14 protein-coding genes and 1 pseudogene are annotated in these 15,517 nt (G+C 58.3%); 7 read left to right on the forward strand and 8 right to left on the reverse strand.

What is annotated here, in order from left to right; translation table 11 throughout:
* Window positions 1-31 precede the first annotated feature (31 nt).
* A pseudogene (locus K4O48_RS08040) lies at window positions 32-1,022 on the forward strand (TRAP transporter substrate-binding protein).
* A gap of 143 nt (window positions 1,023-1,165) precedes the next feature.
* Here the strand turns inward: K4O48_RS08040 and K4O48_RS08045 are convergent.
* Window positions 1,166-1,573: a PA2817 family protein gene (locus tag K4O48_RS08045; protein ID WP_222911500.1), complete on the reverse strand. Its 408-nt coding sequence runs from the start codon at window positions 1,571-1,573 to the stop codon at window positions 1,166-1,168.
* A gap of 263 nt (window positions 1,574-1,836) precedes the next feature.
* On the reverse strand, window positions 1,837-4,284 hold the full coding sequence (locus K4O48_RS08050; RefSeq protein ID WP_222911501.1) for an acyl-CoA dehydrogenase: 2,448 nt from the start codon (window positions 4,282-4,284) through the stop codon (window positions 1,837-1,839).
* Window positions 4,285-4,545: 261 nt separating this feature from the next.
* On the opposite strand from K4O48_RS08050, the gene K4O48_RS08055 reads away from it, so the two are divergent.
* From K4O48_RS08055 to queF, 3 genes are all read left to right on the forward strand, one after another.
* The gene (locus tag K4O48_RS08055) at window positions 4,546-5,478 is read left to right on the forward strand and encodes an ABC transporter ATP-binding protein (RefSeq protein WP_222911502.1); all 933 of its coding nucleotides are present in this window, start codon (window positions 4,546-4,548) and stop codon (window positions 5,476-5,478) included.
* Window positions 5,475-6,254, forward strand: a complete 780-nt coding sequence (locus K4O48_RS08060; protein WP_222911503.1) for an ABC transporter permease — start codon at window positions 5,475-5,477, stop codon at window positions 6,252-6,254. The genes K4O48_RS08055 and K4O48_RS08060 overlap by 4 nt, the downstream gene beginning before the upstream one ends.
* Window positions 6,255-6,358: 104 nt before the next feature.
* Window positions 6,359-7,189: an NADPH-dependent 7-cyano-7-deazaguanine reductase QueF gene (queF, locus tag K4O48_RS08065; protein WP_222911504.1), complete on the forward strand. Its 831-nt coding sequence runs from the start codon at window positions 6,359-6,361 to the stop codon at window positions 7,187-7,189.
* Between the two features lie 70 nt (window positions 7,190-7,259).
* Here queF and K4O48_RS08070 read toward each other — a convergent pair whose 3' ends face one another.
* A complete protein-coding gene (locus K4O48_RS08070; protein WP_222911505.1) occupies window positions 7,260-7,526 on the reverse strand; it encodes a DUF4404 family protein in 267 nt (88 codons plus the stop codon).
* A 224-nt stretch (window positions 7,527-7,750) separates the two neighbouring features.
* Between K4O48_RS08070 and K4O48_RS08075 the strand changes: the two genes are divergently transcribed.
* Window positions 7,751-8,452 (forward strand): VacJ family lipoprotein, encoded by a 702-nt coding sequence (locus tag K4O48_RS08075; protein WP_222911506.1) that lies wholly within the window; start codon window positions 7,751-7,753, stop codon window positions 8,450-8,452.
* A gap of 93 nt (window positions 8,453-8,545) precedes the next feature.
* Here K4O48_RS08075 and K4O48_RS08080 read toward each other — a convergent pair whose 3' ends face one another.
* Window positions 8,546-8,845: a PilZ domain-containing protein gene (locus K4O48_RS08080; protein WP_222911507.1), complete on the reverse strand. Its 300-nt coding sequence runs from the start codon at window positions 8,843-8,845 to the stop codon at window positions 8,546-8,548.
* A 204-nt stretch (window positions 8,846-9,049) separates the two neighbouring features.
* On the opposite strand from K4O48_RS08080, the gene rssB reads away from it, so the two are divergent.
* Together rssB and rssC are read left to right on the forward strand one after the other, a co-directional pair.
* Window positions 9,050-10,234: a two-component system response regulator RssB gene (rssB, locus tag K4O48_RS08085; RefSeq protein WP_222911508.1), complete on the forward strand. Its 1,185-nt coding sequence runs from the start codon at window positions 9,050-9,052 to the stop codon at window positions 10,232-10,234.
* Complete coding sequence (gene rssC, locus K4O48_RS08090) at window positions 10,231-10,713, forward strand: anti-sigma factor antagonist RssC (RefSeq protein ID WP_222911509.1); 483 nt, start codon at window positions 10,231-10,233, stop codon at window positions 10,711-10,713. Before rssB ends, rssC begins: the two co-directional genes overlap by 4 nt.
* Here rssC and tal read toward each other — a convergent pair whose 3' ends face one another.
* From tal to ccoN, 4 genes are all read right to left on the reverse strand, one after another.
* Complete coding sequence (gene tal, locus K4O48_RS08095) at window positions 10,714-11,640, reverse strand: transaldolase (protein WP_222911510.1); 927 nt, start codon at window positions 11,638-11,640, stop codon at window positions 10,714-10,716.
* Window positions 11,641-11,763: 123 nt separating this feature from the next.
* Window positions 11,764-12,768 carry a tRNA dihydrouridine(20/20a) synthase DusA gene (gene dusA / locus K4O48_RS08100; RefSeq protein WP_222912036.1) on the reverse strand — a complete coding sequence of 335 codons (1,005 nt, stop codon included), beginning with the start codon at window positions 12,766-12,768 and terminating at the stop codon, window positions 11,764-11,766.
* 927 nt (window positions 12,769-13,695) lie between these two features.
* The gene (locus K4O48_RS08105) at window positions 13,696-13,911 is read right to left on the reverse strand and encodes a hypothetical protein (protein WP_222911511.1); all 216 of its coding nucleotides are present in this window, start codon (window positions 13,909-13,911) and stop codon (window positions 13,696-13,698) included.
* A 3-nt stretch (window positions 13,912-13,914) separates the two neighbouring features.
* Entirely contained in the window at window positions 13,915-15,363 is a 1,449-nt protein-coding gene (ccoN, locus tag K4O48_RS08110) for a cytochrome-c oxidase, cbb3-type subunit I (RefSeq protein ID WP_222911512.1), read from the reverse strand.
* Between the last annotated feature and the right edge of the window lie 154 nt (window positions 15,364-15,517).

The following is a 15,517-nucleotide window of genomic DNA, read 5'->3' on the forward strand; positions in this document are numbered from 1 at the left end:
TACCAACCGACAAAAACAAGAGGGTACTTCCATGCTGAGTCACAAGCTCAAGGCGCTCGCCTGCGCGCTTTCTTTCTCCATCGTAGGGTTCGCCCAGGCGGAGCCCATCACCATCAAGTTCTCCCATGTGGTAGCGGACAACACGCCGAAGGGGCAGGGCGCCCTGATGTTCAAGAAGCTTGCCGAAGAGCGACTTCCGGGTCAGGTAGTCGTTGAGGTCTATCCGAACTCATCGCTGTTCGGCGACGGCAAGGAAATGGAAGCGCTGCTGATTGGCGACGTCCACATGCTGGCGCCGTCGCTGGCGAAATTCGAGCATTACGCCAAGGCGGTGCAAATATTCGATCTGCCGTTCCTGTTCGACGACCTCGCCGCGGCTGACCGCTTCCAGAGCAGCCCGCAGGGCAAGGCGTTGCTGACCGCCATGGAAGACAAGAACATCACCGGTCTGGCCTATTGGCACAACGGGACCAAGCAGATGTCGGCGAACAAGCCGCTGGGCGAACCCAAGGACGCCCGCGGCCTCAAGTTTCGGGTCCAGGCCTCTCAGGTGCTTGAAGAGCAGTTCAAAGTCGTGCGTGCCAACCCGCGAAAGATGAGCTTTGCGGAGGTCTATCAGGGGCTGCAGACCGGCGTGGTCAACGGCACTGAGAACACCTGGTCGAACTATGAAAGCCGGAAGGTCCATGAGGTGCAGAAGTACATCACCGAGTCGGATCATGGCTTGATCGATTACATGGTGATCACCAACACCCAGTTCTGGCGCGGGCTGCCGGATGAGGTCCGCAGCGAGCTTCAGAGCATCGTGGAAGAAGTGACGGTGGAAGTGAATCGCCAGGCGGATGAGCTGAACCAGAAGGCCAAACGCACCATTGCCGAGTCAGGCAAGAGCGAGATTATCGAACTGTCCGCTGAGCAGCGTGGGGGAGTGGCGCGAGGCAATGAAGCCGGTGTGGAAGAAGTTCGAGAACGAGATCGGTGCCGATCTGATCAAGGCAGCCGAAGCGGCCAATCAACCCTGACCACTTGGAGCCGCCGGCACACCTGTCGGTGGCTTTCTGGAGCCGCGTCATGATCCTGTCGATCAGCAACGCTAGTGGTCAGCGGCGCGGCCAAGCTTCAGCCGCGACCGCTTGAAAGAGGCGCTTCGCCAATAAGCGCCTTGTCAGTGACGCGGCCCTTCTTCGGGCATGCTCATCAGCTGACGCTCCATGTTCCAGTCGAAGGGCTCCTCGTTTTCCTCGGCTTCGTAGCGGCGCTCTTCCAGGCGCTGGAAGATCTCGATTTCCTCGTCAGGCATGAAGTGCAGGCAGTCGCCGCCGAAGTACCACAGCAGGTCGCGCGGAACCAGATGAGCGATTTGCGGGTAGCGGTGGAAGACCTGGCAAATCATGTCCTGGCCCATGTGCCGCTCTTCCGGCACGTTTTTCAAGTTCATGATCAGTTCGTCGAACCGCTCGAGAAAAAGCGCATGGCTTTCTTCGGATACCTGTTCGGTTTCACCCATGGCAAGCAGGATGCCGCGCAGATGGGCCAGAAGTGCCAGGTTGTGATCGTGATAAGGATTGGCCATGGTTCACCTGAGTCGTTTGGGCGCGCGATTATAAAGGCGCACGAGTTGATTGGGGCGTGTCCAGTTGACTCGAGTGCCTGGACTGGGTTCGGTACGTAGGACGGATGGCAGTCAGGCTGTCACTTCTGGGGGATAGAGAAGGGGTTGTCAGGGCCCGAGACGGCGTTGCACCGCTCAAGTGATCCGCCAACCGTCCCGCGTTGTGGCGCGGAGCAGTTGGCGGATGCGTTCAGTGACTTGTCACTGGTGTCGACTACCTATGATCAGCGGATCCGACCTTCGCCCAGCACGAGCTCCTCCTTGCCGAAGTCATCAACACTGATGACCTTGCGCCGCGCCGCTTCGGCCGCGGTGAGTTGCTGAGCCTCGGCCGCATCGAACACCCCGGCGGCCAGTGCTGCACTGATCGGATCCTCGCCAGCGGTTAGCTTGAGTTCGCCGCTCTTGAGCGCCTTGTGCAGTTTCTTCTGCAGCGGCTGCGAGGCGGCCAGCGTGTCGAACGCGTCGCGCAAGGCGCCGAATGCTTCATCGGTGCCCTGCGGGCGATAGACACCTTCTAGAATCTGCTCCAGGGCAGGATCGCCTTCCGGGCGGCCGAGAATGCCAGCGACTTCGGCATCCAGTTCATCCGACGGCCCTTTGTGGCGAGCGCCAAAGGGAAACACCAGTACCTGCAATACGCCGCCAAGCAGACGGTTGGGGAAGTTGGCCAGGGTGTCGGCCAGGGCTTGCTCGGCCTTGCACAGGCAATCTTCCAATGCCCAGCGCAGCAGCGGCGCCTGTCCGACGGGGTGGCCAAGGTCGTGATAGCGCTTGAGCGCGGCGGAGGCCAGATAGAGGTGGCTGAGCACGTCGCCCAGTCGCGCCGAGAGCCGTTCGCGGCGCTTGAGCTCCCCGCCAAGCAGCATCATGGACAGGTCCGCAAGCATGGCGAAGGCCGCGGCGATGCGATCCAGAGCGCGGAAGTAGGGGCGCGTCAGCTCATTGCCGGGCGCCTTGCCCAAGAGGCCGAACGTGAGCCCGAGAACCAGCGTGCTGGCCGTATTGCTGACGGCAAAACCAATGTGCTGCATCAACAAGGTGTCGAACTTCTTGATCGCGGCATCGCGGTCAGGCTCGTGCACCAGCTCCATTTCTCGAAGCACGAAGGGATGGCAGCGGATCGCGCCCTGACCAAAGATCATCAGGTTGCGCGAAAGGATATTCGCGCCTTCCACCGTGATCGAAATGGGTGCCGACAACCACAGGCGGCCGAGGTAGTTGCTTGGCCCCATGATGATGCCTTTACCGCCATGAATGTCCATGGCGTCGGTGATGCACTCCCGGCCGCGTTCGGTCAGGTGGTATTTCAAAATGGCCGAGAGCACCGAAGGCTTTTCACCCAGATCGACCGCGTTGGCGGTCAGGATCCGCGCGCTATCCATGAGCCAGGCATTGCCGCCGATCCGCGCCAGCGGTTCCTGAATGCCTTCGAATGCCGAGAGCGGCACGTTGAATTGCTCGCGGATCTGCGCATAGCGGCCGCTGACATAGCTGCAGGCCTTGGCGGCACTGGCGCCCGTTGCCGGTAGTGAGATGGAGCGGCCGACCGAAAGGCAGTTCATCAGCATCATCCAGCCTTTGCCGATCATGTCGCGCCCGCCGATGATGGCTTCGAGCGGCACGAACACGTCCTTGCCCCAGTTCGGGCCGTTCATGAATGCAGCGCCCAGCGGCAGATGACGACGGCCGATCTCGACACCGGCGGTATCGGTCGGAATCAATGCGAGGCTGATGCCCAGTTCTTCCTCATCACCCAGCAGGTGCTCAGGGTCGTAGGTCTTGAACGCAACGCCGAGCAGCGTGGCGACTGGGCCGAGGGTGATGTAGCGCTTTTCCCAGTTCAGGCGCAGACCAAGCACTTCCTCGCCCTGCCACTGGCCGCGACAGATCACGCCGCTGTCGTTCATCGCACCAGCGTCCGAACCGGCATAGGGGCCGGTCAGGGCAAAGCAGGGGATGTCAGTGCCATTGGCTAGGCGCGGCAGATAATGGTTGCGCTGTTCGTCCGTGCCGTAATGCATCAGCAGTTCGGCCGGGCCGAGGGAGTTAGGCACCATGACGGTGGTAGCAAGGTCGCCGCTGCGGGTGGCGAGCTTCATCACGACCTGGGAGTGGGCATAGGCTGAAAAACCCTTGCCGCCGAATTCCTTGGGAATGATCAGCGCGAAGAAACCTTCTGCTTTGATGTAGTCCCAAGCTTCCTGGGGCAGATCCATGCGCTGGCCGATATCCCAGTCGTTGACCATGGAACAAAGGGTTTCGGTCGGACCATCGACGAAGGCTTGTTCTTCAGCGGTCAGGGTGGCTTTGGGGTAGCCGAGCAGGACGTCCCAATCCGGTTTGCCGCTGAAAAGCTGCCCATCCCACCAGACCGTGCCAGCGTCGATGGCATCACGCTCAGTGCTTGAAATCGGCGGCAGAACCTTCTTGAACCAATCGAACATCGGACCGCTGAAATGCTTGATGCGCAGGTCGGCGACCAGCAGCGGCACCGCGACGGCAATCAGCATCAGCCAGAGGATTACCATCAGCCAGGTTGGCGTTTCGTAGGCAGAGCCCATGAGCACGAGATAGGCCGCAACTATGGCCAGCGCGGGAACGGGGGAAACGCGTAGATGAGCAATCAGCGCGATGCCGATCAGTAACACGAGCAGCCAGAGCAGGGTCATGTAGTTTTCCTTGTTGGTCGAATGGCGTCCTTCTTGAGCATAGGCTCCGAGGCGGGCGGGGTGAAGGGACAGGAAGACGCGTTTGGTTTCAGATAATGACCGGACCAGAACAAGCGAGTTCGAAAGTGACTGTTTTGGGTCATCATGTTTATTTCATTGGGGTGCGCATTAGCCACCAGCCCCGGTTTTCATTTCGGCGTTGCAATTGCATCAGCGTGCCCTTATCTACTCTGAATCTCTCCGCGTTGTGTGCATTCTTATATGACTACTGCTCTGTCCATTCGGCAGTTGACCAAGGTTTACGGAAACGGCTTCGAGGCCCTCAAGGGCATCGACCTGGATGTGGCTGAAGGCGATTTCTTTGCGTTGCTGGGCCCGAACGGCGCTGGCAAATCCACCACCATCGGCATTCTCTCGACCCTGGTGAACAAGACGGGCGGCTCGGTCAATGTGTTCGGCCATGACCTTGATCGCGACCCGTCCGGATTGAAGCGCTGCCTGGGCGTTGTGCCGCAGGAATTCAACTTCAATCAGTTCGAGAAAGCCTTCGACATTCTGGTCACCCAAGCTGGCTATTACGGCATCCCGGCGAAGATCGCCAAGGAGCGTGCCGAGCAATACCTCAACCAGCTGGGGTTGTGGGACAAGCGCGATGTTTCTTCCCGCATGCTGTCCGGCGGTATGAAGCGGCGCCTGATGATTGCGCGCGCGCTGATTCACCGGCCGCGACTGCTGATCCTCGACGAGCCCACTGCGGGCGTGGACATCGAACTGCGTCGCTCGATGTGGTCGTTCCTCACCGAACTGAACCGTGAGGGCATCACGATCATCCTCACCACACACTATCTGGAGGAGGCTGAGCAACTGTGCCGGAACATCGGCATCATCGATCACGGCCAGATCGTGAAGAACACCAGCATGCGCGAATTGCTCAAGCAGCTGCATGTCGAGACCTTCTTGCTCGATCTAAAGGAGTCGCAGCTGGTGCCGCCGGAGCTGGGCAGCTATCCGGCGCGGCTGGTTGACCATCACACACTGGAAGTTCAGGTGGACAAGAGCCAAGGCGTAACCGACTTGTTCCGCATGCTTTCGGCGCAGGGTATCGAGGTGTTGAGCCTTCGTAACAAGACCAATCGCCTTGAAGAACTGTTCGTTTCGATGGTGGAAAACAACCTGCCGCAGGGGGCCAAATGAACGCTGAATTCCGGCCCAATCTTGTGGCGTTGCAGACCATCGTCCACCGTGAGATCCGCCGCTATACACGCATCTGGCCGCAGACGTTGCTGCCCCCGGCCATCACCATGGTCCTGTACTTCGTCATCTTCGGAAATCTGATCGGCGCGCGGATCGGCGAGATGGATGGCTTCACCTACATGGAGTACATCGTGCCGGGGCTGATCATGATGTCGGTGATCACCAACTCCTATAGCAACGTGGTCTCCAGCTTTTTCAGCAGCAAATTTCAGCGCTCCATCGAGGAACTGCTGGTGTCGCCGGTGTCACCGCACGTGATTCTGATCGGCTTCGCCCTCGGGGGCATTACCCGCGGGTTGGCGGTTGCGTTCATCGTGACGCTGCTATCGATGTTCTTCACCGATCTGCAGGTGCATCACCTGGGCGTCACGCTGCTGGTGATCACGTTGACCTCAACGATCTTCGCGCTGGGCGGCTTCATCAATGCGGTGTTCGCGCGTAACTTCGATGACATTTCGATCATCCCGACCTTCGTACTCACTCCGTTGACCTACCTGGGCGGCGTGTTCTACTCGATCAATCTGCTGTCGCCATTCTGGCAGACCTTGTCGCTTGCCAACCCGATCCTGCACATGGTCAACGCGTTCCGCTATGGCATTTTGGGGGTATCGGATATTCGTATCGGCATCGCCATCAGCTTTATGGCCGTGGCGGCCATAGTGATGTATCTCTGGTGCATCCGGTTGCTCAAAAGTGGTCGTGGCATGCGGCAGTAACTCCGCCTTGAATAGCTAACCGCTCGGGTGGTATAGCGGCTGGGCCATGATAAATGGGTTGGGAACCGATACACTTGCGGTCGTTTTTTGCACAGGTTCCCGCCATGCAGCACCCCGCCGAACTATCCCCGCTGGGCAAATCCAGCGCCTATGTCGCGACGTACAGTCCCGAGCAGTTGTTTTCCATCCCGCGCGCTCCGAAGTGGGTCGAGCTGGGGCTGACGGCCGACACCTTGCCTTACACGGGTGTCGATATCTGGAACTGCTATGAGCTGTCTTGGCTGCTGCCGTCCGGCAAGCCGGTGGTGGCCATCGGTGAATTCAGCATTCCCGCCGACTCGCCCAACATCATTGAATCCAAGTCCTTCAAGCTCTATCTGAACTCGCTGAACCAGTCGATATTCGAGAGCCGCGAGGCGCTCGTGGCTGTGATGACCCGCGATCTGTCTGCTGCGGCGGGTAAGGCGGTTGGTGTCCGCCTGCGGATGCTAAGCGAGGTTGCGGAGGAGGGAATCAAGCCCGTCGAGGGTGTTTGCATCGACGAGCTCGACGTCACCATCGAGCACTATGACCTGCCGCGTGCAGATCTGCTGAGCGCCGATCCGGGCCGTCAGATGGAAGAGTGCATCTACAGCAACCTGCTGAAATCGAACTGCCCCGTTACCGGTCAGCCCGATTGGGGCACTGTAGTGATTGACTACCGAGGCGCCGCGCTGGACCACGGCAGTTTGCTTACCTATCTGGTGAGCTTCCGCCAGCACGCTGACTTTCACGAGCAATGCGTCGAGCGCATATTCCTTGACCTGCAGCGGCTGCTAAATCCGGAGAGGCTGAGCGTTCATGCGCGTTACGTGCGACGCGGTGGGCTGGATATCAACCCGTACCGCAGTACCGAGTTCGTCTCGCCCGACAACGGGCGACTGGTTCGGCAGTAGAAAGCCGAGCGTAGAGAGCGTCCGGTGACGGACGCTCTGCGCGGATTCAGGCGGGCTGCTGGGTTTACGCTTAAATGCCCATATTTGCGAGAGTCTGCATGATGTTGCGCAAGGTCATCGCCGTGTTTGGATGGCTGACCTCAAAACGCTCTACCGCCAAGTTGACGCCATCAACCAGCGAATCGTTTTGCTCGACCATCCCCTCGTTCGCCAAACGAAGCTCGATATCTTGGGCTATCGCCTGCAGCGATGCGCGCTCCTCTTCGGTCAGCGGAGCGTCCTGGGCCAGTTGACTACGCAACTCAGCAAGCTGCGACTGCAGATCATGTTCCGGCATATTGCATCCCTCTGTAGTGTGTTTCCGACGGCGGATTCGCCAACGCTGAGTTCGAAGAAGGGTAAACCAGTGCTCTGGACTTGTCCTTTTTCTTTGAGACGGCGGGGGGCAGCGAAGTTCGGCGCTATCCACATGTCTGCCCGCTGCCGGAAAGCGCTCGAATGGATTTATACTGCTGCGCTTTGATGGGCAGACGCCACCATTCGGATAAGGGGAAGGCTGCAATGCACGTAATCGGCAAGGATTGGATCGGATACTTCAGGGTCTCGCTCGTTGCAGCGCTGACAGTGTTTGGCGCTTCGTCATTGCAGGCTGCAGAGGAAGACCCTTGGGAAGGCGTCAACCGCGTCGTGTTTGAATTCAACGACAAAGTGGACACCTATACGCTCAAGCCACTCGCGCAGGGCTATCAGAAGGTCACGCCTAACTTTCTGGAAGACGGCATTGGTAATGTGTTCAGCAACCTTGGCGATGTCGTTGTGCTGACCAACGATCTGCTGCAAGGCAAGGTCCGCGACGCCGGTATCGATACCAGCCGCATTCTTTTCAACACTACCTTTGGCGTTCTGGGCTTCTTTGATGTGGCAACCCGAATGGGCCTGCAGAAGAACGACGAGGATTTCGGCCAGACGCTAGGCGCATGGGGGCTGGGCAGCGGGCCTTACGTCGTGTTGCCGTTACTGGGGCCAAGTACCGTTCGCGATGCCGCGGGGCGTGTGCCGGATTCCTTCCTGCAGCCATATCCTCACATGGACCACATACCGACCCGTAACGTGACACGAGCAGTCAATATCGTCGACTTGCGTGCCGGCCTACTGTCCGCTGAAAAAATGATCACCGGCGATAAGTACATTTTCGTACGTAACGCCTATCTGCAGAATCGGGAATTCCGCACCCAAGACGGTCAGGTCGAAGACGATTTCTGACTGAAGCGAACCCTGCCCTCGTAACGCAAGAGGGCAGGGCCGGTGTGCTGGGCGTTGCCTCGTTTAGCGGCGCAACGCGTAGTCCGAAGGTGGCTAGTTCATTGACAGTATGGCCAGCCCAAGGCTCTGTCGGCCGTCTTCATGTGTCCCGACCCGTACCACCTCGGTATCCGCTTCGAGACCTTTCAGTTCGTTGTGTTCAGAAGGGATGTGTACCCGTACCTTGTCGCCCATTTGCAGGTTGGTGGCTGCGATCACCTGCATCCCCGTGCTCGACAGGTCAAGGCAGGTCGCCGGAAACTGCTCATCGCCCTGTGTAAGGGTGATCGCCGTTTCGATCTGCATTCGGATGAAATCGCGTTTTTCGCTGTAATCCCGGTCTCTCTGGGTCATTATTTGGTCCTTCGAGTTTTGGTTGTGTCAGCACTTATAGCCCCCGGCAATTCAGCCTGTAAAGCTCAGACGGAGCGGCAGCGCCCGGCTTGAAACGCAGATCGTATGGGAGTACCGTCTGCGCCTTGAAACGATCCCTTGCCCAGCGTTCGCGCGGGGCCGATGCTTTCGCCAATCATCCTGGCGATACCGCCTGGTAGGAACATGCACAACCCAAGCGCGACGCTGCTGATCATAGATGACGACGATGTGGTACGAGCCAGTCTGGCCGCCTATCTGGATGACAGTGGTTTCAAGGTTCTGCAGGCACCTAACGGACCGCGTGGCATGGAGCTGTTTGATGCCGAGCATCCTGATCTGGTGATTTGCGACCTGCGCATGCCTCAGATGGATGGTTTGGAGCTGATCAGGCTCGTCAGTGAGCGCCAGGTCGACCTTCCCGTCATTGTTGTCTCCGGGGCCGGTGTGATGAGCGATGCCGTCGAAGCCCTGCGCTTGGGTGCGGCTGATTACCTGATCAAACCCCTCGAAGACCTGGCAATGCTCGAGCATTCCGTCCGTCGTGCGCTTGATCGTTCACGTCTGCGTCTCGAGAACCGGCGTTATCGTGAGCAACTCGAAACAGCCAACCGGGATTTGCAGGCCAGTCTGCATCTGTTGCAGGAGGATCAAGACGCGGGTCGCCAGGTGCAGATGAATATGTTGCCGGTGACGCCCTGCACCCTGGACGACTTTCAGTTCGCGCATCAAATCATCCCGTCTCTCTATCTCTCGGGGGATTTCGTCGACTACTTCCGCGTCGACGAACATCGCATTGGCTTTTATCTGGCCGATGTATCCGGTCATGGCGCCTCATCGGCGTTTGTCACCGTCCTGCTGAAGTTTATGACGACGCGCCTGCTGTACGAATCGCGTCGGGGTGGGGCGTTGCGGCCCTTCAAGCCATCCGAGGTGCTCGATCACATCAATCGTGGGCTGATCAATTGCAAGTTAGGCAAGCACGTCACCATGCTCGGTGGCGTGATCGATCAGGAACGCAATGTGCTGCATTACAGCATCGGTGGTCACCTTCCGATGCCAGTCATTTATACCGGCGGTTCAGCGAGGTATTTAGAAGGTAAGGGCTTGCCGGTTGGCCTGTTCGTCGAAGCCACCTACGATAATTATGAGATCGAGTTGCCAGCTGCCTTCAGCCTGACACTGCTGTCCGATGGCATTTTGGACCTTTTGCCGGGCGACACCCTCAAAGAGAAGGAAGCCGGGCTGCCCGGTTTGATTTCGGAGGCGGGCGGTACGCTGGAAGGTCTTCAGCGTGTGCTGGGCCTTGCCGATCTAGAGGATATGCCTGATGACATCGCGTTGCTGGTATTGAGCAGGAACCTTGCATGAGCACTGGTAAAATCCAGTTCGCTGAGCAGGATGGAACCTTCGTTCTCAAGTTCGTTGGTGAAATTCGGTTGACGTTATGCTCGGCGCTGGACGCCACGATCGAGAAGATTTTTTCATCGCTGAATTTCTCTGCGATCGTGATTGACCTCACTGAGAGCCGCAGCATCGACAGCACAACGCTGGGGCTTCTGGCCAAGCTTTCGATTCTGTCCCGGCAGAAGATCGGCATGTTGCCCACCTTGGTTACCACCCACGCGGATATCACGCGCCTGTTGCAATCGATGGGTTTCGATCAGGTCTTCAATATTGTCGACCAGCCGCTGCCCTCGCCTGAGAAGTTGTCGGACCTGCCGAGCCAGGATCAGTCCGAAGAAGTGGTGAAAACAAAAGTCCTTGAAGCTCACCGTATTCTGATGAGCCTCAATGAATCCAACCGCGAGGCCTTTCGTGACCTCGTGACTGCGCTGGAACGCTCCTGACTACAGCTTGGTGGGCAGCAATGCTTCCAGCTTTTCCTGATCTCGTGCGAACTGGCGGATGCCTTCCGCGAGTTTTTCGGTCGCCATGGCATCCTCGTTCAGCCCCCAGCGGAAGCTGACTTCGTCCATCGAAACCCTCGGTTCGGACGCACGACCCGGTGACAGCTTGCGTTCCAGCGGGCCTTGCATGTTGGTCAGCTCGCCCAACAGTTCGGGACTGATCGTCAGTCGATCACAGCCTGCGAGGGCCTCGATCTGCCCGATGTTGCGGAAGCTTGCGCCCATCACTACCGTGCCGAAACCGTTCGCCTTGTAGTAGTCGTAGATGCGGCTAACCGATTGGACGCCTGGATCTTCGTCGCCAACGAAGTCGCGGCCTTCATGCTTTTTGTACCAGTCATAGATGCGCCCCACGAAGGGTGAAATCAGGAACACACCGGCGTCGGCGCACGCCACCGCCTGGGTGAAGGAGAACAGCAGCGTCAGGTTGGTCTGGATACCTGACTTCTCGAGTTGCTCGGCTGCCCGAATACCTTCCCACGTGGAAGCAAGTTTGATCAGCACACGGTCCCGCGCCACGCCTGCCTGTTCATAGAGTCCGATCAAACGCTCGCCACGCTGAACCATCGCCTGCGCATCGAACGACAGCCGGGCGTCGACCTCGGTGGATATCCGCCCGGGGATCAGCTTAAGAATCTCCTGCCCAACAGCGACCGCGAACAGATCGCAGCCTAGCCCGATGTCGCCCTGACATTCCGACATCGCCGCCTGCAGATGCTCGGCATAGCGGGGAAGGGCGGCGGCCTTGAGCAGCAGCGATGGGTTGGTCGTGGCATCAACCGGTTGGAGACGGGCAATGGCATCAAGGTCGCCGGTATCGGCAACCACCGTGGTGTACTGCTTGAGTTGTTCCAGCTTGGATGTCATGGGGCGCTCTATCCTCTTATTGACTGACCTCACCCGTGGCGACCGGACCGCTCAACGAGCGGCAGGTCCGGGCGGACTGCAGTTGGATTGAAAATGATCCCTGGTGTTCCTGCTCGAATACTATCAGCGTCCTTCTAGCAGGCTGCCTGCCTGATCCAGAAGAGCAAGCGGGTCTTTGGTTTTATGGATATCGACCGAGAGCAACTGGCGAAAGCGGCGCGCGCCAGGGAAACCCTGGCCGAGGCCCAGCATATGACGTGTGATGTGATGCATCGACCCTCCGGCTTCCAGATGCCGCTGGATATACGGCCGCATCCGCTGCAACGTCTCGGCGCGGCTGATCACGGGTTCCTTGCTGCCAAACAGTCTGGCATCTACCTGAGAAAGCAGGTACGGATTGTGATAAGCCTCGCGCCCGAGCATGACGCCGTCGAAGTGCTGTAGGTGTGCTTCGCACTCATCCAGTGTCTTGATACCGCCGTTAAGAATGATCTCGAGATCAGGGAAATCGCGCTTCAAGCACCCCGCGACGTCGTAGCGCAGGGGCGGAACCTCACGATTCTCCTTCGGTGAGAGCCCTTCGAGGATCGCAATGCGGGCGTGAACGGTGAAACTGCGGCAGCCCGTTTCGCGAACCTGACCTACGAAATCGCACAGTTCGGCATAGCTCTCACGGCCGTTGATACCGATCCGGTGTTTGACGGTCACGTCAATCCCGACGGCATCGCGCATTGCTTTTATGCAATCAGCCACCAACGCTGGGTGGGCCATGAGGCAGGCGCCGATCATGTTGTTCTGCACGCGGTCGCTGGGGCAGCCGACGTTGAGGTTCACTTCGTCATAGCCTGCCGCTTCGGCCATCTTTGCGCACGCAGCGAGCTCGCCCGGTACGCTCCCGCCAAGTTGCAAGGCCAGCGGGTGCTCCGCCTCGTCGTGCCGGAGGAAACGCTCTGCATCGCCATTCAGCAGGGCGCCGGTGGTGACCATCTCGGTATACAACAGCGCATGTCGGGACAGCTGGCGCAGAAAATACCTGCAATGCCTATCGGTCCAATCCATCATCGGTGCGACGCTAAATCGCCTAATGACTGAAGGCCTCGTATTTTCTGGGCTTGAGGGGAACGTCATCATGTAATGGGCTGAGTCTGGTGAATGTGTAGGTCAACGGGGTGCGAGCGGGTTGCTGGTCGATGGTAACGCCACGGGCACAACTTTACCCCGTCTGAGAGGCGTCCTCGTTGGCGGCCCGCAGAGCCAGAAGAGCTGTGTCGGTGCAACATCGCTCCAGCGCGCAAGACATGCGATGCAAGTCTATCAGGAGCACCAGGCTCTCGAACGAGCGAAGCTGCAGAAGCCTGGGCATCTACAGGTAGTTCTAGCATTGCTTTAACGCGGAGTTCCGCCATCGAATGGCCCAGTTCACGCTCTACGAGCGATACAGAAGTGGCGGGTTGCCGTGACGGCGGATGAAGTGTGAAAAGCGTGAGAGAGCAATGTGTTTCCCGGACGGTGAGCACAAACACTTTTGCCGACCCACAGCAGCCGAGGATCGCTCCGCGGCCCAAAGGTCCTAGAACCGCTGGCGGCTTTTTGTCGAGCTGTTTCTAAGTAAAAGCTTCTTAAAAAATCGTTGACAAGTTTTTTATGCACATTCGTGAAGCGTAGGTCTCGGATTGCACTCGTAGCGCTTCGGTAGTTCCTTAGGTTTAATCTAAATTCATGATTTTAAAGGGATAAATCTTACCGGCTAAAAATCCGTCGATCTGTGATCAGGCCCCGCCGGCCGGGCGTTTGGCTCATTGATCAACCTTTTGTTAACAGCGTTATCCACAGCTTCTGTGGATAATTCGTGCAGCCTCGGTGCGCTGGGCGTTTGGAGGGTTTGTGCCCGGTAAAGGCGTGGGGTCGTCAAGCGCGTTTGGCTTCATTGGCAACCAGCAACCCCACCCGTTTTTTCTTCCAGGGCTAATGAGCACATGCCCGATGATTCATCGAACGGCGTTGCGAATGCCGAGCCAACCGCTGGAACCGAGCCTCTGAAACACGGAAGCTGAATCAAGCGACCCAGACATCTGGTTGCTTCGGCTGCTCGGCTGGTTCCACAACACGATCGCAGATCAGGCCCGTCTCGGCCGTCAGCTGACGGGCCGCCTCCGGATCGTCCGCAAATGGCAGCAGAGCAGCCTGCCGCGCGTCATGGCCGGAAAGGTTCGCCAGGCATGGGATCGTGCATACGAACGTCAGTATGGTGAGACCTATGAGCATTTCCATGCATTACCTCGCGATTGCCAGTCCGGGAATCGAGGCGTCTACTGCCTCGCTGCTGGCGCGAACGGTGCGCCACGCGTTGTAGGCCATGAGCAGCATTCCCGACGCGAAAAGACCCCCTCCGATCAGCCGCACCACATAGCCTGGATGGCTGGCTTGAAGCGCCTCCACGAAGGAATAGGTCAGCGTGCCGTCTTCATTGATGGCTCGCCACATCAGGCCCTGCGTAATTCCGTTGACCCACATCGAGGCGATGTAGAGCACGGTGCCAATGGTGCTCAGCCAGAAGTGGGCATTGATCAGCGCAACGCTATGCATCTGTTGGAGGCCCCACAGCTTTGGGATCATGTGGTATAGCGTGCCGATACTGATCATTGCCACCCAACCAAGGGCGCCTGCGTGTACGTGGCCAATGGTCCAGTCGGTGTAGTGGGAGAGGGCGTTGACGGTCTTGATGGCCATCATCGGGCCTTCGAAAGTCGACATGCCGTAGAACGCGAGGGAAACGACCAGGAAGCGCAGGATCGGATCGGTGCGCAGCTTATGCCAGGCACCGGAGAGGGTCATCATGCCGTTGATCATGCCGCCCCAGCTCGGCGCCAGCAGGATGATGGACATGACCATGCCCAGGCTCTGTACCCAGTCGGGGAGCGCGGTGTAGTGCAAGTGGTGCGGCCCCGCCCAGATATAGAGGCTGATGATGGCCCAGAAATGCACGATCGACAGACGATAGGAATAGATTGGCCGTTCGGCCTGCTTGGGCACGAAGTAGTACATCATCCCGAGGAAACCCACCGAGAGAATGAAGCCCACCACGCTGTGCCCATACCACCATTGGATCATTGCATCGGTCGCGCCTGAGTAGACCGGGTACGACTTCAACAATGTAACCGGCACCAGCACGTGATTGACGATGTGAACCATCGCCGTAACGATGATGAATGCACCGTAGAACCAGTTACCCACATAGATGTGGCTGACACGGCGCCGGGCGATGGTGCCGAAGAACAGCCATGTGTAGGCGACCCATACGACCGTGGCCAGCAATGCAATGGGCCACTCCATCTCCGCATATTCCTTCGACGTGGTGTAACCCAGCGGGTAGGTCACTAGCATGGCGACGATAACCGTTTGCCAGCCCCAAAATACGAAGCGGGCGATGCGATCGGATATCAGCCGTACACGGCTGGTGCGCTGAACGACATACAGGGATGTCGCTAACAGGGCATTACCGCCAAACGCGAAAATGACGAGGTTGGTATGCAGCGGGCGGATCCGACCAAAGCTGGTCCATGGCAGATCGAAGTTGAGATGCGGCCAAACCAGTTGCGCGGCGATAAAAACGCCTAGGCCCATCCCAACAATCCCCCACGTGAGGGTCATGAGGGTGAACTGGCGAACGATACGGTAGTTGTAGGTTTCGCCGGACGAGTCGGCCGCAATCACGTCGAACATGAAAATTCCAATTGCACGCAAGGAAATTGAGCTACCCGACCTTTGCCGCAACCTCTCTTCGAAGGTTGTCGCTTGCTAGGCGAGGCGGGTGGACTGGATAAACGACGCCAGTCTGGTTGCCTCGTTAAGTTAAGACAAACGAATATTAGTCTGT

The organism is Pseudomonas sp. DNDY-54, from assembly GCF_019880365.1.
In the GTDB taxonomy this organism is placed as follows: domain Bacteria; phylum Pseudomonadota; class Gammaproteobacteria; order Pseudomonadales; family Pseudomonadaceae; genus Stutzerimonas; species Stutzerimonas stutzeri_P.